This is a genomic window from Mesorhizobium sp. B2-3-6 (genome assembly GCF_006442305.1).
In the GTDB taxonomy this organism is placed as follows: Bacteria; Pseudomonadota; Alphaproteobacteria; order Rhizobiales; family Rhizobiaceae; genus Mesorhizobium.
The window spans coordinates 283,575-302,158 of the sequence record NZ_VFVW01000009.1 but is presented as its reverse complement, the minus strand read 5'-3'; the positions used below and the strand labels follow the sequence as shown (position 1 = coordinate 302,158).

The 18,584-nt window shown below is 65.6% G+C and carries 20 protein-coding genes; 10 read left to right on the top strand and 10 right to left on the bottom strand.

Annotated features, from left to right (window positions below; genetic code table 11):
- Nucleotides 1-8: 8 nt before the first annotated feature.
- Nucleotides 9-377, top strand: coding sequence for a helix-turn-helix transcriptional regulator (locus tag FJ953_RS25480; protein ID WP_140625315.1), 369 nt, complete (start codon nt 9-11; stop codon nt 375-377).
- Nucleotides 378-466: 89 nt separating this feature from the next.
- Here FJ953_RS25480 and FJ953_RS25475 read toward each other — a convergent pair whose 3' ends face one another.
- The 4 genes from FJ953_RS25475 to FJ953_RS25455 form a co-directional block, all read right to left on the bottom strand.
- Entirely contained in the window at nt 467-706 is a 240-nt protein-coding gene (locus tag FJ953_RS25475; protein ID WP_140491863.1) for a hypothetical protein, read from the bottom strand.
- Nucleotides 707-1,043: 337 nt separating this feature from the next.
- Entirely contained in the window at nt 1,044-1,664 is a 621-nt protein-coding gene (locus FJ953_RS25465) for a transglutaminase-like cysteine peptidase (RefSeq protein WP_140491861.1), read from the bottom strand.
- A gap of 173 nt (nt 1,665-1,837) precedes the next feature.
- Nucleotides 1,838-3,115 (bottom strand): polyhydroxyalkanoate depolymerase, encoded by a 1,278-nt coding sequence (locus tag FJ953_RS25460; protein WP_140491858.1) that lies wholly within the window; start codon nt 3,113-3,115, stop codon nt 1,838-1,840.
- 228 nt (nt 3,116-3,343) lie between these two features.
- Nucleotides 3,344-3,712, bottom strand: coding sequence for a septal ring lytic transglycosylase RlpA family protein (locus FJ953_RS25455; RefSeq protein ID WP_140491856.1), 369 nt, complete (start codon nt 3,710-3,712; stop codon nt 3,344-3,346).
- Nucleotides 3,713-4,022: 310 nt separating this feature from the next.
- On the opposite strand from FJ953_RS25455, the gene FJ953_RS30615 reads away from it, so the two are divergent.
- Nucleotides 4,023-4,208, top strand: a complete 186-nt coding sequence (locus tag FJ953_RS30615; protein ID WP_181167265.1) for a hypothetical protein — start codon at nt 4,023-4,025, stop codon at nt 4,206-4,208.
- Nucleotides 4,209-4,215: 7 nt separating this feature from the next.
- On the opposite strand, the gene FJ953_RS25445 is transcribed toward FJ953_RS30615, so the two are convergent.
- The 4 genes from FJ953_RS25445 to tauA form a co-directional block, all read right to left on the bottom strand.
- Nucleotides 4,216-4,422 (bottom strand): hypothetical protein, encoded by a 207-nt coding sequence (locus FJ953_RS25445; protein WP_140491853.1) that lies wholly within the window; start codon nt 4,420-4,422, stop codon nt 4,216-4,218.
- A 19-nt stretch (nt 4,423-4,441) separates the two neighbouring features.
- Nucleotides 4,442-5,302 carry an ABC transporter permease subunit gene (locus FJ953_RS25440; protein ID WP_140625314.1) on the bottom strand — a complete coding sequence of 287 codons (861 nt, stop codon included), beginning with the start codon at nt 5,300-5,302 and terminating at the stop codon, nt 4,442-4,444.
- The gene (locus FJ953_RS25435) at nt 5,299-6,072 is read right to left on the bottom strand and encodes a taurine ABC transporter ATP-binding protein (RefSeq protein WP_140625313.1); all 774 of its coding nucleotides are present in this window, start codon (nt 6,070-6,072) and stop codon (nt 5,299-5,301) included. Before FJ953_RS25435 ends, FJ953_RS25440 begins: the two co-directional genes overlap by 4 nt.
- A gap of 153 nt (nt 6,073-6,225) precedes the next feature.
- Entirely contained in the window at nt 6,226-7,242 is a 1,017-nt protein-coding gene (gene tauA / locus FJ953_RS25430) for a taurine ABC transporter substrate-binding protein (RefSeq protein WP_140625312.1), read from the bottom strand.
- Between the two features lie 611 nt (nt 7,243-7,853).
- Here tauA and FJ953_RS25425 point away from each other — a divergent pair.
- The 8 genes from FJ953_RS25425 (at nt 7,854) to FJ953_RS25390 (ending at nt 17,193) form a co-directional block, all read left to right on the top strand.
- Nucleotides 7,854-8,345, top strand: a complete 492-nt coding sequence (locus tag FJ953_RS25425) for an Rrf2 family transcriptional regulator (RefSeq protein ID WP_140625311.1) — start codon at nt 7,854-7,856, stop codon at nt 8,343-8,345.
- A gap of 25 nt (nt 8,346-8,370) precedes the next feature.
- A complete protein-coding gene (locus tag FJ953_RS25420) occupies nt 8,371-9,711 on the top strand; it encodes an FAD/NAD(P)-binding protein (protein WP_140625310.1) in 1,341 nt (446 codons plus the stop codon).
- 205 nt (nt 9,712-9,916) lie between these two features.
- Nucleotides 9,917-11,374: a pyridoxal-phosphate dependent enzyme gene (locus FJ953_RS25415; RefSeq protein WP_140524460.1), complete on the top strand. Its 1,458-nt coding sequence runs from the start codon at nt 9,917-9,919 to the stop codon at nt 11,372-11,374.
- Nucleotides 11,371-12,540 (top strand): PLP-dependent aspartate aminotransferase family protein, encoded by a 1,170-nt coding sequence (locus FJ953_RS25410; protein ID WP_140554727.1) that lies wholly within the window; start codon nt 11,371-11,373, stop codon nt 12,538-12,540. The genes FJ953_RS25415 and FJ953_RS25410 overlap by 4 nt, the downstream gene beginning before the upstream one ends.
- A gap of 283 nt (nt 12,541-12,823) precedes the next feature.
- Nucleotides 12,824-13,789 carry a GlxA family transcriptional regulator gene (locus FJ953_RS25405; protein WP_140524457.1) on the top strand — a complete coding sequence of 322 codons (966 nt, stop codon included), beginning with the start codon at nt 12,824-12,826 and terminating at the stop codon, nt 13,787-13,789.
- Between the two features lie 312 nt (nt 13,790-14,101).
- A complete protein-coding gene (locus FJ953_RS25400; protein WP_140625309.1) occupies nt 14,102-15,406 on the top strand; it encodes a Xaa-Pro peptidase family protein in 1,305 nt (434 codons plus the stop codon).
- Nucleotides 15,407-15,521: 115 nt separating this feature from the next.
- Nucleotides 15,522-16,202 (top strand): isochorismatase family protein, encoded by a 681-nt coding sequence (locus FJ953_RS25395; RefSeq protein ID WP_140625308.1) that lies wholly within the window; start codon nt 15,522-15,524, stop codon nt 16,200-16,202.
- Between the two features lie 34 nt (nt 16,203-16,236).
- Nucleotides 16,237-17,193: an alpha/beta hydrolase gene (locus FJ953_RS25390; protein WP_140491833.1), complete on the top strand. Its 957-nt coding sequence runs from the start codon at nt 16,237-16,239 to the stop codon at nt 17,191-17,193.
- Nucleotides 17,194-17,211: 18 nt separating this feature from the next.
- Here the strand turns inward: FJ953_RS25390 and FJ953_RS25385 are convergent, their stop codons facing one another.
- Together FJ953_RS25385 and rsmI are read right to left on the bottom strand one after the other, a co-directional pair.
- The gene (locus FJ953_RS25385) at nt 17,212-17,589 is read right to left on the bottom strand and encodes a YraN family protein (RefSeq protein WP_181165189.1); all 378 of its coding nucleotides are present in this window, start codon (nt 17,587-17,589) and stop codon (nt 17,212-17,214) included.
- The gene (gene rsmI, locus FJ953_RS25380; RefSeq protein WP_181167264.1) at nt 17,582-18,493 is read right to left on the bottom strand and encodes a 16S rRNA (cytidine(1402)-2'-O)-methyltransferase; all 912 of its coding nucleotides are present in this window, start codon (nt 18,491-18,493) and stop codon (nt 17,582-17,584) included. The genes FJ953_RS25385 and rsmI overlap by 8 nt, the downstream gene beginning before the upstream one ends.
- Nucleotides 18,494-18,584: the final 91 nt, after the last annotated feature.

Genomic DNA, 18,584 nt, shown 5'->3' with positions numbered 1-18,584 from the left:
ATGGGCTCGTGACCCCGTTAGGCGAGAGGCTGCGAGCGCTGAGGGCCGAGCGCGGCGTCACCCAGAAGGACATGGCCGCCGCCATCGGCGTCAGCGCCGCCTATCTGTCGGCGCTCGAGCATGGAAGGCGCGGCGCGCCGACCTGGACGCTGATCCAGAAGATCATCGGCTATTTCAACATCATCTGGGACGACGCGGAGGAACTGGCGCGACTGGCCGAAGGCTCGCATCCGCGCGTCAGGCTCGACACGTCGGGCCTGAGCCCGGCCGCGACCGAGCTTGCCAACCTCCTGGCCGAGAACATCGAAAAGCTCGACGAGGAGGAACTGCGCGGCATAACCTTCTCTATCCGAGCGGCGCTGGGGCGACGGCGGTAGGCCGGGTTTGCCCGGCTCTCGCGGCGGCTGAGCTCCCGATCGCGAAACGGCGGCCCGCCAGCAGCAGCCGGCGGGCCGCCGTGATGAGATCAGTTCTTGCCGGCCGTGCTGCCGCCATTGCCACCGCGGCCGTGATCACCATGGCCGCGGCCACCATTGCCGCCGCCAAGGCAGTCCGATGCGCCGGCGGCGCCGCAACAGCGGCCGCTCCACAGGTCGTTGAGATTGGTGTTGGCGCAGCTTCGAATGGTCTGATCGGCCAGAGCGGATCCGGCCATGCCCGACACCGCGACGGCGGCGAGAAGGGTGTTACGCAGGAAAGCAGTCATTTGAAGTCTCCATGGTTGGTTTCGGTTCACGGCTGTGTGTCGCCTGCCGGGCCGAAATGGTTCATGGAGGGTGTGGGAATTTTTTTGGGGAGTGCGCGAGGCGCGTGACTGCAACGTCGGCCCCGCCCCTCATTGCCCTGCCGGGCATTTCTCCCCGTATAGGACGGGGAGAAGGGAGACAGCCGCGCTCTTGGCGTATTTCTTGCGACGTCGGCAATTGGGGAAATCGTCGATGACAGCGTCTTTCTCCCCGTCACTATACGGGGAGAAATGCCCGGCAGGGCAATGAGGGGCGGGGCCGACATCCGGCGGTTGGGCGCGCCGCCCGCCGCAGTCCCTACTCCACGGACCCGACCAGCACCTGCTGGCCGCCACGGATCGAGACCCAGCGGCCGGTGTTGTCGATCGCCTGGCGCTTGAGGAAATGGTAGCCGGTGTCGTCCCAGGCCTTGACCTTGTCGGTCAGATTGTCGAGCACATAGTCGCCCCTGTCGGTGCGCACCGTCAGCACCGAGTGCCCTTCGCCGTCGGGTTTGCGCACCACGGTGATGAGAAGATCGGCAAGCGATATGCCCATCCGGGACAGCAGGCGCCGCTTTTCCAGCACATAGTCCTCGCAGTCGCCGACGCCCTTGGCGGGATAGGCCCAGACCTCGTCCTTGCCATAGATGTCCATGTCGCTCATCGGCTTGACGGCGGCATTCACCCTGGCGGTGACCTTGGCCAGCTTGCGCCACAACCTGTCCGTCATCGCGGCCGGCGCCAGATTGCCGGGACGGATCGCGCATTCGCGGGCATTGAGCCTGCAGAAATCATAATGGCCGATCGGTTGCGACGCGACGCCGCCGGTCGTCATCGCTCCGGCCGCCAGGGCCGGTGCCACCCAGCCTCCCATCATTGTCGCCAGTCCGGCTACTGCGCACGCACGAAGCGCTCGCGCCATTGGTGAGGAATTCATTGTCCCCGCTCGCCCTTGTTATTAATGAAAGGTTAAGGGCGATCTACAGTCCGTGTCAATTACCACGATTGGGTGATTTGCGACATGGTTACCCGCGAGACGCATGGCAGCGGCACCCGTGCGACAGGCCTGCCCGGCCTGTCCGGCGCTATCGGGCCGGCAATGCAGGCTGCCTATCTTTTGGCGGTGCGGACCAGCTTCGGTTTCACGGCGACCCGGTTCTGGCGGCCATAGCTGGTGATGAAGTCGACGATGCGCGGCACGATCTCGGCGCGGAAGCGCGACCCGTTGAAGACGCCGTAGTGCCCGACCGCGGGCTGCATGTAATGCGCCTTCCTGTCGGCGGGAATGTTGACGCACAGATCGTGCGCCGCCCGCGTCTGGCCAAGGCCGGAAATGTCGTCGTTCTCGCCCTCCACCGTGAACAGCGCGACATTGCGGATGGCCGAGGGATCGATGGGCGTGCCGCGATGCGTCATCTCGCCCTTGGGCAAGGCATGCCGGACAAACACCGTGTCGACCGTCTGCAGGTAGAACTCAGCCGTCAGGTCCATCACCGCCAGATATTCGTCGTAGAAGTCGCGGTGCTTCTCGGCGCTGTCGCCGTCATGCTTCACAAGGTGCATGAAGAAGTCCTTGTGGGCGATGATGTGGCGGTCGAGGTTCATGCTCATGAAGCCCGAAAGCTGCAGGAAGCCTGGATAGACCTCGCGGCCGAAGCCCGGCACCGGCCAGGGCGCGCGCATCACGACATTGTCGCGGAACCAGTCTATGCCCTTCTCCTCGGCCAGAAGGTTGACCGCGGTCGGGTTGCGGCGCGTGTCGATCGGCCCGCCCATCAGGGTCATCGTCGCAGGAACGAAGGGGTCGCCGCGCGTTTCCATCAGCGCCACGGCCGCCAGCACCGGCACGGAAGGCTGGCAAACAGCCATCACATGCGTGTCGGGGCCCAGCACATGCAGCATGTCGACGACATAGTCGATATAGTCGTCGAGATCGAATTGGCCGTCGGCCGTCGGCACCATGCGGGCGTCGATCCAGTCGGTGATGTGCACGTCGGCATGGGGCAGCATGGCTTCGACCGTGCCGCGCAGCAGCGTCGCATAGTGGCCCGACATCGGCGCCACGATCAGAAGCTTCGGATCGCGCCGCCGCCCGGCGGGCACGGCGCGCTCGAAACGCACCAGGTTGCAGAACGGTCGTGACCAGACGACCTTCTCGGTCACTGCCACGCTCTTCCAGTCGACCACCGTCTTGTCGAGGCCGAATTGCGGCTTGCCGTAGCGGCGCGTGGTGCGCTCGAACAACTCGGCGCCCGCCGCGATCGAGCGGCCCCAGGACGTGTGCGAGAACGGATTGAGCGGGTTGGAATAGAACAGCCGCACCGCATCGGCATAGAGACGGGCCGGCTGCAGGGCGGCGTGGTTCATTTCATAGAGCTGGTAGAACATCCGTTTACCCCGCTGCGGCCTGCGACCGAAGGGGCGGCGAGCAGTGCCTGGCCCTAACTGTCTCGCGGGGAAGTTAACAACTAATTGCTGCGATGCAATACGTCACGTGGCGTGATCTATACGCATTCTTGGTCCAAAGCGTTGGAAATCAGCCTTGGACGGTACAAGCCGGCTCATTGTGCAGGTGCGAAGGCCAGGCGGCCCGGCCCTCGGGCCGGGCAGTGGTGGTCAGACGCGCGCCATGCAGACCGCGGTGTGGCCCGAACCGATGAAGCCGAGCTGGCCGGCGGCACCCTTCGACAGGTCGAGCACGCGTCCCCTGATGAACGGTCCGCGATCGTTGATGCGCACCACGACGCTGCGGCCATTGTTCTGGTTGGTGACCCGCAGCTTGGTGCCGAAAGGCAGCGTGCGGTGTGCGGCGGTCAAGGCCGAAGGGTTCATCCGTTCGCCCGACGCGGTCCTGGAGTGCAGGGCGTACCAGGAAGCGCGACCGCATTGACCGGCGGCGGAGGCGGCTGGAGTGGCGGAGGCGCCGACCATCAGGCCAGCAGCGATCGTCACCGCGGCAAGCGCGGTCCGGTTGTTGTTATTCATATTTGGGGGAAGGCTCCGTTTTTGACAGGCCCCAGCCGTTACGGAGACAATAAGGCACGAAATGCGGCGATCATCTGGCGGTTCCATGGCGCCGGCACACGTTTGGAGTCGCCCGGTAACAGTCTGTCAGTGATTTCCCGGCGGTCAGCGATCAACTCACGATGATGTTCCAGCGGATATCCATGTCTTGTTTGACAAGATCGAGCGGCAACATCCAAGTAGAAGATGCTGCTGCCGAACCGATTCCTTTGCCTCTTTCATCGCGACGGCGAAGACGCGACCGATCAACTTCGGAAGGGAGAATCCGGCAATGAGACTGATCAAAAATCTGCTGGCGTTGATTGTGCTGGCCGTCGGCGCGCTGTGGTCGCTGCAAGGCATCGGCGCGATCGGCGGCAGCTTCATGACCGGCCAGTCGCAATGGCTCACCATCGGCATCGTCGTCATGCTGGTCGGTCTCGCCGGGCTCGTGTGGGCGAACCGTTCGCGCGGTTGAGCCGCTCTCACTGCGACCAGTACTGCCAGGCCCAGTAGAAGCTTTCGTCTCGCGGCGGCAGGCGGTCACGCCCGGCCGGGAGTCGGACGGGCGCCGGCGAGCGCGGACCGTCCTCCCTTGTCGCCTTGTCCTCCTCTATCGCCTTGCCATCGGATGTCAGGCCCAGCAGCCAGGTGCCAAAATGGGCGAACAGCATGGCGGTGGAATGGGTCATCGTCATCTCCGTTTCCCGATCATTCGCGTCCCGCCCACGGCACGAGCGCGCGCTCGATCCTGCGGATGGCGAATTCGAGCACGAAGGCGATGGCCGCGATCACCAAAATGCCCATGACCACCACGTCGGTGACCAGGAACTGCGCCGCCGACTGGATCATGAAGCCAAGCCCGCGCGTCGCCGCCACCAGTTCGGCGGCGACCAGCGTGGACCACCCGGCGCCGAGCGCGATGCGCAGTCCGGTCAGGATCGACGGCAGCGCGCTGGGCAGGATCACGTGGCGGACCACCTGGCGCCTCGTCGCGCCAAGCGAACGCGCGGCGTTGATGCGCTCCTGCGAGACGCCGCGGACGCCGGACGCGGTCGACAAGGCCACCGGCGCCAGCATGGCGATGGCTATCACCAGGACCTTGGACGGCTCGCCGATGCCGAACCAGATGATGACCAGCGGCAGATAGGCGAGCGGCGGGATCGGCCGCAGGAATTCCAGCAGCGGATCGAAAATGCCGCGGCCGACGGTGCTGATGCCGATGGCGAGGCCAACCGGCACGCCGACGAGGAGCGCCGCGATGAGCGCGGCGAACACCCGCCCCAGGCTGGCGGCGATATGCTGGACGAGCGTTGCGTCGACAAAGCCATCGCGGGCGACGATGATGAATTTGTTCCACACCGCGACAGGCGAGGGCAGGAATACCGGCGACACCAGTTGCAGGCGGGCCGACAGCGTCCAAAGCGCCAGCACCAGAAGAATGGTGGCCGCGCTGACCATGCGCGCCGAAACGCCCTTGCGCTTCGGGACCGGGCGCGACCATGGCACCGACAGGCCGTCGGCCTCTTCGGTCCTGGAGCCGGAGCGTTCGGTGTAGGAGGAAATGGTCATGCCGCCTCTCCCTCGAAGATGGCGTCGGTCAGTTCGCCGCGCGCCGCGGCGAAGCCAGGATCGGCCTTGATGGCGCGGATGGCCTCGCCCGCTGCGTAGCGCCTGGAGAAGCCCGGCTCCAAGGTCCGCACCACCCGGCCCGGCCCGGGCGCCAGCACCACGATGCGGGTGGCGAGCACCAGCGCCTCGTCGATGCCGTGCGTGACCATAAGCACGCCGACCTTGCTTGCCGTCCACAGGTCGAGCAGCGTCGTCTGCATACGCTCGCGCGTCAGCGCATCGAGCGCGCCGAGCGGCTCGTCGAGCAGCAGGAATTGTGGCTCGGCAGCCAGTGCCCGGGCAAGGCCGACGCGCTGGCGCATGCCGCCGGACAACTCCCAGATGCGCTTGTCGCCGGCATCGGTGAGCTTGACCAGGCCGAGCAATTCGTCGGCGCGGCGCGCCCGCTCGGATGGCCCGACACCGCGCAGCCTGAGCGCGAAGGCGACGTTCTCGCGCGCCGTCAGCCAAGGAAACAGCGCGTCGTTCTGGAACACCACCGCACGGTCCGAACCGGGTGCTGCGATCGGCCGGCCGTCGATCGTGGCCGTGCCGCGTGCCGGCGCGACAAAGCCGGCGGCGACACTGAGCAGCGAGGTCTTGCCGCAGCCGGAACGGCCGACAAGGACGACGAAGTCATCGCTGGCGACGTCGATCGACACCCGCTCGACCGCGGGTGCGGGCTGGCCGTCATAGTGGATCGAGATTCTGTCGAGCACGAGATGCGACATGAGCCCTCGCAGGGAGTTCGTTGAAGTCCGCCTGCCCGAAGCCGGGCCTCGTCAGCGGCTCCGGGACAGGCGACACGCGGCGTCAGGAAAGACGTGCGCGTCTCATCGGGGCGCCACCTGCCCGTCGTGGCATGGGGCGCTCCAACGCTCGGGTCAGTTCGAGGCCAGCGCCTCGGTGACGTATTTCGATGTCACATATTTCGAATAGTCCGGCAGCACGGCGTCTACCTTGCCCTGCTCCTTGAGGAAGGCGGACGCGGCCGCGATCGCCTTGACCGTGCCGCCGCCGAGGAACTTGTCGGAGGCTTGTTCTTCGAGTGTCGGGAAGACATAGCCCTTGAGCAGTTCAGGCACTTCCTCGACCTTGGCGCCGGTCAGCTTGGCGATCTCGGCCGCCTGCGGCGACGCTGCCGACCAGGCATCGGGCTTGACCAGGTACTCGGCATAGGCCGCACCCGTCACCTTGACGAAGTCGCGCACCGCTTCCGGGTTCTTTTCGGCAAAGTCGGTGCGCACGATCCAGGCGTCGAAGGTCGGCGCGCCCCAGGCGGCGACCTGGGAGGAATCCAGCACCACCTTGCCTGATGTCTTGACCTGGCCGAGCGCCGGATCCCAGACATAGGCCGCATCGATATCGCCGCGCGAAAAGGCAGCGGCGATTTCCGGCGGCCTGAGATTGAGGATCTCGACCGATTTCGGGTCGACATTCTCATGTTTCAGCGCGGCAAGCAGGCTGTAATGCGTCGTCGAGACGAAGGGCACGGCCACCTTCTTGCCGGCGAGGTCGGCGACCTTCTCTATGCCGGCGCCGTTGCGTGCGATCAAGGCCTCGGATGGCCCGATCAGGCCGACGACGAAGATGGTTTGGACCGGCAATTCGCGGCTCGCCGCCGCCGCCAGCGGGCTCGAACCGACATAGCCGATGTCGACCGAGCCGGATGCGACCGCGGCGATGACATCGGCGCCGGAATCGAATTTGCGCCAGTCGATGGCGGCCTTGGTGGCCTTTTCATAGGCACCATCGGCCTGCGGCACCTTGGAGGGTTCGACCACCGTCTGGTAGCCGATGGTGATCTTGAGGTCGTCGGCAAAAGCCGGGCCGAGGAAGGCGGCGCCGGCAAGTGCGGCCGTAGACAGGAGAAGGATGCGTCGCGAAATGGTGGTGGACATCAAGGGCTCCATGAAACAGGGGAAAACCGGATTGCTTCATGATAGTTCGCTAATTCTATGGTTCGTGTAGAGTTAAATTCTTCTAACGGGGCTGGATTTGTTGGAAAAAGCTGCCGGTGCCGAGGTCCCCAAGCGGATTTGGCGGCTATGGCGCTTCAAGAGTGGCGACGTCATCACGTTCGGGAAGCTCGGCCCCGCTACCGGCCACCGATCGCGAACGAGAATTCACGCTGCAGCCGCTTGAAAGGCAAATCCATGCTTCAGGCGGATGGGAATTTAAAAACATGTTCCGCCTGTTCGCGATTAAGTATAGTAAACTTATCGACATAGAACCTGGAGGCGGCGATGAGAGGTCATACCCACCCGTATCGCGGCGATCGCCGGCGGCACCAGTCTCGGGCCGTCGCGCCACGGTTTGTGTCCCCGGCGTCACAAGTCAGGTCCAAAATGGCCGCAATGGCTTGAAAATCAAGCAAGATCAATCGCGATTGGCTTGTATATCATGTTGGTAGAATTTATGTGTCATGGATGCTTGAGCGCGGCGGGAGGCACGCCAGGCGTTTCGCAAAGGATGGCCTCGAGCCATCGCATGACAGAGAAACGTTCGGATCATGCTCACCAAGAAAGGCAAGTACGGCCTCAAGGCGCTCGTCCATCTGGCGCGGATGCCGGCCGGGCAGCTTGCCTTCGTCAACGACATCGCGACCGGCAACAGCATCCCGAAGAAGTTTCTCGACGCCATCCTGGGCGAATTGCGCAATGCCGGTTTCGTGCAGAGCCGCAAAGGCAAGGATGGCGGCTATCGCCTGGCGCGGCCACCGGAGGAAATCAGGGTCGGCCATGTCGTGCGTGTGCTCGACGGCCCGCTGGCGCCGATCCCTTGCGCCAGCCGTACCCAATACCAGCGCTGTGAAGACTGTAACGAGGCGACATGCCAGGTTCGACATCTGATGCTGGAAGTCCGGCAAGCGATCGCCGAGGTGCTCGACCAGCGCAGCCTCGCCGAGATGCGCGACATCGGCCTCGACGACCTTGGGGTCGCAAGGGGCCTCGACGACCTCTTGGTCGCGAGCGACGATCTGCCGGTTGCGGTGAAGGCCTGACGCCGGCGCGTCGCACGGGGCCGGCATGAGCGGCCGCGGCAACTCGATCATCATCGTCGGCGGCGGCGCCAGCGGCGTCGTGCTCGCCGCGCATCTGCTGAGACAGCCCAATCCCGACCTTCGCGTCACGCTGGTCGAGAAGCGCCCGCATTTCGGCCAGGGCATCGCCTATTCCACATTGCTCTCCGCGCATGTGCTGAACGTCAGCGCCGCCGGTATGAGCGCCTATGCCGACGATCCCGGCAATTTCTGGCGCTGGCTGCTGGAACGCGGCCTGGCAACGCCCGAGCAGGCGCCGGTCTACGCGCCGCGCAGCATATATGCCCGCTATCTCGGCGAATTGCTGGACGATCTCGAGGCGCGCGAGAGGGAGACCGGACGCCTCCGGCTGATCCATGAGGAAAGCCTGTCGATCTCGCCCACGGCCTCGGGGGTCGAAGTGGCGCTCGCCAACGGCACCAGCGTCGTCGCCCATCTGGCGGTGCTCGCCACCGGCCATGACGAGGTGCCGGCCATGGGGCAAGGCCATGCGGTCCGCATGGGATCGGAGGCCGACACCGCGCTCGATCCCGACCGGAGCGTCATGGTGCTGGGAACGGGCCTCAGCATGGTCGACGCATTCCTGGCGCTCGAACAGCGCGGCCACCGCGCCGAGATCGTCGCGGTGTCGCGGCGCGGCCTGCTGCCCTCGCCGCACCGCAAGGGCAATCCGATCAAGCTCGACGTCGCCGATATCCCGCTCGGCACCCAGCTTTCCTATTTCGTCGGCTGGTTCCGCGATTTGATCCGGGAAAACCAGAAGGCCGGCATCGACTGGCGCGACGTCGTCGACGGCCTTCGCCCGTTCAACCAGAAGATCTGGCAGAACTGGCCGGCCTCCGCCAAGCGTCGTTTCGTCGAGCACACCAAGGCGTGGTGGGACATCCACCGCCACCGCATGGCGCCCGAGGTCCATGCCCGCGTCACGCAAGCCGTGCAGTCCGGCCGCATCCGCCTCGTCGCCGGCCGTGTCGTCGACATCGCGGCGGGCGGCGAGTTCACGGTCCAGGTCCAGTCGCGCCACACCAAGCGGCTGGAGAGGTTCGAGGTCGCCCGCATCTATGATTGCTCCGGTATCGTCAGGGACATCTCGGCCTCGTCGAACAGCGTGGTGCGCTCGCTGGTCGACCGCGGGCTGGCGCGGCCGGATCCGCTGCGCATCGGCCTCGACGTGACGGCCAATTGCGAGATCATCGCCGGCGACGGCACGGTGTCCAGGAAAATCCTCGCCGTCGGCCCGCTGACCAGAGGCACCTTCTTCGAGATCGACGCCATTCCGGATATTCGCGTCCAGTGTGCGAGGCTGAGCAAGCAGCTGCTGGGGTAAAGTGTTGACGTCGGCGCTCTACGGCAGGCCAGAGGGGGGGACGTGCCGCACAGTCCTGCAGCCGTTGCGCGTCGCAACCCGGAATTTCATTCTCCATCTAGCCGGTCGATTGGCACGATCTATCTTCTTTCCCACTGCAAAGGGCTGGAAAAGAGGATACGCTGCCGCCCTGCACGAGGCGGCCGCTTGATCATGGAGCATCGATATGAGCAGGCACAAGATTGCGCCCTCGGATAGCGCCCCTTTGGAAAGCGCCGCTTCGGAAAACGCAACGTCGCGCCTGCGGCCGCCTTACGGATCGGTGCTCGACCTGATCGGCCAGACCCCCGTGGTCGAGCTGACCCAATTCGACACCGGCAAGTGCCGGCTGTTCATCAAGCTCGAAAGCCAGAATCCCGGCGGCTCGATCAAGGACCGTATCGCGCTGTCGATGATCGCGGCGGCCGAGAAGGAGGGCAGGCTGAAGCCAGGCGGCACGATTGTCGAGGCGACGGCCGGCAATACGGGCCTGGGGCTGGCCCAGGTCGGCATCCCCAAGGGCTACCGCATCATCCTGGTCGTGCCCGACAAGATGTCGCGCGAGAAGATCCAGCACCTGCGCGCACTGGGCGCGGAAGTGCGCATGACGCGCTCCGATGTCGGCAAGGGCCACCCCGAATATTATCAGGACATGGCCGAAAAAATCGCGGCCGAGCTGCCCGGCGCTTTCTACGCCAACCAGTTCGCCAATCCGGCCAACCCTGAGGCGCACGAAACCACCACCGGTCCGGAAATCTTTTCGCAGCTCGACGGCGATGTCGACGCGGTGGTGGTCGGCGTCGGCTCCGGCGGCACGCTGACCGGCCTTGGCCGGTTCTTCGCCAAGGCATCGCCGAAGACGGAAATGGTGCTGGCCGATCCGGTCGGCTCGGTGCTGGCGCCGCTGATCAAGACCGGCAAGATGGTGGAGGCCGGCAGCTGGACTGTGGAAGGCATCGGCGAGGACTTCGTGCCGCCCAATGCCGAGCTGTCGCTGGTCAAGAAGGCCTATTCCATATCGGACAAGCAGAGCATGCTGGCGGTGCGCGATCTCCTGTCCCGGGAAGGCATCCTGGCCGGCTCGTCTTCGGGCACGCTGCTGTCGGCCGCCTTGCGCTATTGCCGCGAGCAGACGTCGCCCAAGCGCGTCGTCACCTTCGTCTGCGACAGCGGCAACAAATATCTGTCGAAAGTCTTCGACGATTTCTGGCTGGCCGAGCAGGGGCTGGCCGAGCACGAGCAGCATGGCGACCTGCGCGACCTGGTGATGCGCACGCACCGCACCGGCGACACCGTCTATGTCGGTCCGGACGAGAGCCTGCTCAACGCCTATGGCCGCATGCGCCGCTCCGATGTCTCGCAGCTGCCGGTGCTCGACGACGGCAAGCTGGTCGGCATCGTCGACGAAAGCGACATTCTGGCCAAGGTCGACGGCCCCTATGAGGGCCGCTGGGAGCGCTTCAACGCGCCGGTACGCACGGCGATGACCTCCAATCTGCATACTTTGCAGGCCAGCCAGACGCTGGACGCGCTGCTGCCGGTATTCGACCGCAACGAGGTCGCCATCATCTTCGACGGCGACGAGTTCGTCGGCCTGATAACCCGCATCGACCTGATCAACCATTTGAGGCGCCGTGCACGATGACCGCATCCGGAAAGAACCGCCTGGCCTTCTCCACCCGCACCATCCATGGCGGCCAGAGCCACGATCCCCTGACCGGAGCGGTGATGGTGCCGATTTACGCCACCTCGACCTATGGCCAGCAGTCGCCCGGCGTGCACAAGGGCTTTGAATATGCCCGGAGCCAGAATCCGACGCGCTTTGCCTTCGAGCGCGCGGTGGCCGATCTCGAAAGCGGCTCGGCTGCCTTCGCCTTCGCCTCCGGGCTGGCGGCGATCGCCACCGTGCTGGAACTGCTCGATTCCGGCGCCCACATCGTCGCCACCGACGACATCTATGGCGGCTCCTTCCGCCTGATGGAGCGTGTGCGCAAGCGCTCCGCCGATCTCAAGGTGAGCTTCGTCGACTGCACCGACCTTGCGGTTATAGAGGCGGCAATCCGCCCGGAGACGAAAATGCTCTGGGTCGAGACGCCGACCAACCCGCTGCTGCGCATCGTCGATCTCGAAGGCGTCGCAGCCCTTGCAAGGCGCAAGGGCATCCTCTCGGTCGCCGACAACACATTCTGCAGCCCCTATTTGCAGCGGCCGCTGGAGCTCGGCATCGACGTCGTGGTGCATTCGACGACGAAGTACCTCAACGGCCATTCCGACATGGTCGGCGGCGTGGCTGTTGTCGGCGATAACAAGGATCTGGCCGATCGCCTGAAATTCCTGCAGAACGCCATCGGCGCCATTTCGGGCCCGTTCGACAGTTTTCTCGCCCTGCGCGGCCTCAAGACATTGGCGCTGAGGATGGAGCGGCACTCGTCGAACGGCCTCAAGATCGCGCAGTGGCTGGAAGCCCGCAAGGATGTGCGCCGGGTCATCTATCCCGGTCTGGCCAGCCATCCGCAGCATGCCGTCGCCGTCCAGCAGATGCATGCGTTCGGCGGCATGATATCAGCCGTGCTCGACCGCGACCTCGCCGGCACGAAACGCTTCCTCGAACGCACGCAATTGTTCACGCTGGCCGAAAGCCTCGGCGGCGTGGAGAGTTTGATCGAACACCCGGCGCTTATGACGCATGGATCGATCCCGGCGGAGAAGCGCGAAGAGATCGGCATATCGGATTCGCTGGTGCGGCTGTCGGCGGGCATCGAGGATGGCGACGATCTGATCGCCGATCTGGAGCAGGCGCTGGGGGGCTGAGCGGCGGCGCTCCCGCTGAGACGAGCCAGTCTCCAAGCCAGCGCTGCCCCTTACCTGCCTGCCGGCATCCTCCCGTATAGTGACGGGGAGAGGGGCGCTGTGTCTCGATTTGCGCCAATTATCAACGGCGGCAAGAGGGAGCCGGGGTTGCGGTATCTCCCTTCTCCCCGTCACTATACGGAGAGAAGGTGCCGGCAGGCGGATGAGGGGCAGCGCCAACTTCGCAGAAAGCCAGCCACAACCCCGTTGACCCCAAATCCCATCTGCCCGAGATGTAGAGCCTATGGCCACGCGCGACACATCTCCAGACGCTCCCCTCACTTTCGCGGTGCTGGTCTTCCCCGGCTTTCCGATGATGGCGTTCAGCTCGGTCATCGAGCCGCTGCGCGCGACCAATGTGCTGGCGAAGCGGGAATGCTATCGCTGGATCATCGTCGGCGCTACCCAAGGCGCGGTCGAGGCCTCGAACGGCGTCGTCATCCAGCCGCGCTTCTATGCCGGGGATGCGCCGAAGGTCGACCGCATCGTCGTCTGCTCAGGCGGCGATGCCGATCATCTCGTCGCCGAGGATGCGGCAAGCTGGATCCGCCGCAGCTTGCGCAGTGGCGCCCATATCGGCGCGGTGGCGGACGCCGCCTTCTTCCTCGCCCGCGCCGGCCTGCTCGACGGCCATGCCTGCACCTTGCACTGGACCAGCCAGGCGGCCTTCACCGAGGCCTTTCCCAATGTCGAGCTGAGGCGCGACCTCTATGTCATCGACCGCAAGCGTTTCACCTCGGCGGGCGGCGTCGGCAGCCTCGACATGATGCTGGAGATCATCACCCGCGACTACGGCGCCGAGCTTGCGGCCGGCGTCGCCGAATGGTTCGTGCACAGCCAGCTGCGCTCCAGCGTCGACCGCAAGCTGATGCCGCTGCGCCTCCGTACCGGCGTGCGGAACGAGCTGGTGCTGTCGGCCATCGCCATCATGGAGGACGCTGTGGAGGAGCGGCTCGGCATGGCGGAGCTGACGGCCAGGCTCGGCGTCTCCTCCGATAAGCTCGAACGCTCCTTCCGCTCCGAACTCGCCATCTCGCCCAATGGCTACTATCGGCGGCTCAGGCTGAAACGCGCCGCCGATCTCCTGGCGCACTCGACGCTCGCCGTGCGCGACGTGGCGCTCGCCTGCGGCTTTGCCTCGATGTCGAGCTTCGCGCGCGCCTTTCGCGAGGAGCACGGCCATCCTCCGAAGCTGGCGCGACGGCATTAGAGGTCTTGCTGGCGCTGAGAGACGTCGCCCCCCTCTGTCCTGCCGGCCATCTCCCATACGAGGGTCCCTCAAGGGGGGAGATTGAACGTCACAACAGCTTTCGCCAATTTTCACCGAAGAAGCGACGAGGTCAAAGCTGCCAATCTCCCCACTTGAGGGGGAGATGCCCGGCAGGGCAGAAGGGGGGCGCTTGGCACCTGCATCTCTTATTACCCCAGCGGCATCTCGCACAACAAGCGCGGTTTTCCGCACAATCCCTCGTTATCTCCTGCGCCATGGTCTGATCTTGCAAACCACCCAAGGTCAGCCCCCATGAGCATCGTCGTATTCGACCCCGACAGCACTGAAGACGTCGACTTCAAGGACCGCATGCGCCACCCCGCGGCGGCCGATCCGGCGGGCGGCATGTGGCTGTCCGACACCGAGCCGTCCTTCATCGATGCCGACGCCCTTCGTAAAGGCCGGCTGGCCAAGCTGCGCGGTTGGATGCGCGAGGCCGGCTATGGCGGCGTGGTGCTGTTCGACCCCTACAACCAGCGCTACGCCACCGGCTCGCGCAACATGTTCGGCTATTTTCTGCGCAACTCGACCCGTTATTTCTTCATTCCGACCGAAGGGCCGATCGTGCTGTTCGAATATCCGCAGAGCTACCATGTCTCGATGGTGCTCGACACGATCAACGAGGCGCGTCCTTCCAAGCTCGTCTGGTCGTCGGTATCGGGCCGCGACGACGAGACCGCCGGTCCCTTCGCCGACGAGATCGCCGAACTCCTGAAGCAGCATGGCGGCGGCTCGATGAAACTCGGGCTCGACCGCTGCAGCCACTTGCAGGCGCTGGCGCTGGAGAAGCGCGGCTGCGAGGTCCGGGATTGCCAGGGCGAGATCCTGGCGGTGCGCGCGGTCAAGACGCCGGAGGAAGTCAAATGCCTGCAGGTGTCGATGGCCGGCGCGGAAGCCGCCGTCTATGCGGTGCGCGAGGCGATCAAGCCCGGCGTTTCCGAGAACGAGCTGTTCGCCATCATGTATGGCGAGGTCATCCGCCAGGGCGGCGAGTTCATCGAGACGCGGCTGTTGACGTCCGGCCAGCGCACCAATCCCTGGTTCAACGAGGCCAGCGGGCGAAAAATCCGGCCAGGCGAGTTGCTGGCGCTCGATACCGACACGATCGGCTGCTATGGCTATTATTCGGATTTCTCGCGCACCTTCCGCTGCGGGCCCGGCAAGCCGACCCCCTATCAGAAATCGCTCTACCGCATGGCGCACGACCAGGTTCAGCACAATATCTCGATCGTGAAGCCGGGCATGGCTTTCCGCGAGATCGCCCAAAAGGCGTGGAAGATCCCCGACCGCTTCGTCGACCAGCGCTACACCTCGGTCATGCACGGCGTCGGCATGCATGGCGAGACGCCCTTCATCGCGCACGCCATGGACTACGAGACCTATGGCCGCGACGGCCATATCGTGCCAGGCATGGTGGTGAGCGTGGAAAGCTATATTGGCGAGAAGGGCGGCCGCGAGGGCGTCAAGCTGGAGGATGAAATCCTGATCACCGAGACCGGCACCGAGCTCCTGTCGCGCTTCCCCTATGAGGATGAGTTTCTGGAGAAACAGGTTTGACATCCACTGCCCGCCTCGGCGACGCATCGCAGCTGAAGAACGAGCGCCTCATTCCTTGGCGCCCCCCTCTGTCCCTCCAGCGTTTGGAAGTATCTTGGGGGCCAGGCGCATCCGCATGAAAAGCCCTATCTCCGTCAAGCGCGGCACCGTGGCCGCTGTCTTCATCGACCTGCAGGAAGAGCACCGGCAGGACCCGCGCTACCTGGTCGAGGGTTTTGACAAGATTCTCGCCAACATCCAGCGGCTGCAGGCGGCGGCGCGGCAGAACAATGTGCCGCTCTATCACTGGGCCTACATTGTCGATCTCGACAAGCAGGAGCGGCCCTTTCACCCTGTTGGAACCGACGGCAAGTCGGCCTTCTCCGACAAGAGCGATCCGCTGACCGAGATCTGCCGTGAGGTGGCGCCTGCTGATGGCGAGGCGCTGCTGATCAAGGCCGAGGCCAGCGCCTTCCGCGCGGGACCGGCCGCCGATCGGCTCAAGGCTTCCGGCGTCGAATGGCTGGTCATATCTGGCGTGTGGACCGAGGCCTGCATCGATGCCACCGTGAAGGACGCCGTGGCGCGCGGCTTTCGCGTGCTGCTGGTCAAGGACGCCTGCGGCAGCGGCAGTGCCGCCATGCACCAGACCGCAATCCTCAACCTCGCCAACCGGCTCTATGGCGGCGCCGTCACCGACACCGACGGCGCCTGCCTGCTGCTGGCTGGCGAGAGCGTCGCCGTCTGGCAGGTCGAGGGCTCGGTGCCGCTGCGTTTCAGCTTTGAAAACGCGGCCAGGCTTTACAGCGAGCTTTGAGGCAATGCCTTCCGAAACCGTGGGCAGCACTGAAATGACCGGTCGCAGCAAATACGCGACGCGGCTCGACCCTGCGCTGTGGGCCTATATAGACGGCATCAACGCCTGGTATCCGCCCGAGACGATCGACCTGCCGATCGCCAAGCAGCGTGCGATCTATGACAGGATGTGCCGGGCGCTTCGCCAGCCCTATCCGCCGGGGGTGACGGCGAGCGACGACCTCATCGCCGCCCCCGGCCGGAACATCGCGGTGCGGCACTACGGGATGGCAGGCACGGCCGCGCGGGCCACGGTGCTTTATTACCATGGCGGCGGCTTCATCCTGGGCGGGCTCGACAGCCATGACGACATCTGCGCCGAGATCTGCGCCGGCACCGGCTTTGCCGTGCTCTCGGTCGACTATCGGCTGGCGCCCGAACATCTCCACCCCGCCGCCTTCGACGACGCTCTGGCCGCCTTCGAATGGGCGGCGGCTAGAGCGAACGGGCCACTGCTGCTGTCCGGCGAGAGCGCCGGCGGCAATCTGGCGGCGGCGGTCAGTCACGCGACGCGCGCTCGCGCGAAGAGGCCGACCGGCCAGGTGCTGATCTATCCCGGCCTCGGCGGCGACGAGACTGCCCGCTCCTACATCGAGCATGCCGAGGCGCCGCTTCTGTCGACCGGCGACGTCGCTTTCTACCGCCACGTCCGCTCGGCCAAGAGACAGGCGCCGGACGATCCGACCTTCTCGCCGCTGCGCGCCGCCGACTTCTCCGGCCTGCCGCCCACCATTGTCGTTACCGCCGAATGCGACCCGCTGTCGTCGGACGGCGAGGCCTATCGCGACCGCATCCTGGCCGCCGGCGGCAAAGCGAGCTGGCACGAGGAGAAGCGCCTCGTGCACAGTTTCCTGCGCGCCCGCACCACCGTGCCGGCTGCCGCCGAGGCGTTCCGGCGCATAATCGCGGCGATCGCGGCACTTGGCGCGGGCGAATGGCCCGTCGAACACTGAACCCGAGCGACGCAGCCCTCAATTGCGCCCGTAAAACGCGTTCGGGACATGCACCGGCCAGCGCCATGGCAGCACGGCGATCATGTCGAACCGCATCGACAGCCTGCCGTAATCCGGCTGGCGCGACAGCCAGATGTCGGCGGCGCCTTCGATGCGGCGCTCCGATTCATGGGCGATCGCCTCCATCGCTTCCATCAGCGTGCGGCGCGCCTTGACCTCGACGAACAGCACCAGGTCGCCGCGCCGCGCGATCAGGTCGATCTCGCCGAAACGGGTGCGATGGCGGCGCGCCAGGATCCGGTAGCCTTTCAGCACCAGCGCCGCCGCCGCCAGCCATTCGCCGCGATGGCCGCGCCGGTAGGCCTTTTGACGGCTGACGCTCGGGAGCCTAGCCACGGTCCTCTCCAGAGGCATCCCTGAGTTCCAGCAGCCGCCGGTAAAGCGCCTGCTTCTGGCCGCCGGTCATCTTCGCCGCTTCCGCCGCCGCCTTCGAAGCCGGCATTTCGGCGGCGAGCGACAACAGCATCCGGTCGATATCGGCCGGCTCGTCCGCCCTGGCCTCGGCCGGACCGACGCACACCACGATCTCGCCCTTCGGCGTATCGGCCGCCGCATAGTGGTCGGCCAGCGCCCGCAGCGTGCCGGTGCGCATCTCCTCGAAGGTCTTGGTCAATTCCCTGCCGATCGCTGCCTTGCGCTCGCCGCCAAGCGCTTCGGCCATCGCGCCGAGAGACTCGGCCAGCCGGCGCGGCGATTCGAAGAAGATCAGCGTCGCCGGCACCGCTTTAAGCGCGTCCAGCCGCGCCAGCCGCTGCCCCGCCTTGACCGGCAGGAAGCCGGAGAACAGGAAGGCATCCGAAGGCAAGCCGGATGCGGTGAGCGCGGCAAGCGGCGCGGACGGACCGGGGATGGGCACGACGCGAATGCCCTGGTCGAGCGCCTCGCCGACCAGCCGGTAGCCGGGATCGGAAACCAGCGGCGTGCCGGCATCCGAGATCAGCGCCACGCTCTGCCCCGACTGGAGCGCCACTATCAATTTTGGCCCGGCCTCGCCGGCATTGTGCTCGTGATAGGCCGTGGTGCGGCGGCGGATGCCGTAGCGGTCGAGCAGCACGCGCGACACGCGCGTGTCCTCGCAGGCGACCATGTCGGCGGCGGCCAGCGTCTCAAGCGCGCGCAGCGTGATGTCGGCGAGATTGCCGATCGGCGTCGCCACCAGATAGAGCGCGGGTTCGAGCGGCCGGGCCGCGATCTCGGTCTGCCCGATCACATAGCTGCGCTTTCCCGTCTCGCCAGTCACCGGTGCCTTCTCCGTCAGCGGCGCGCCCGCGTCCAGATGGAGCCGCGAAGGACGTTCCGAAATCATCCGCCCTGTTTGGCACGGCCCGCGC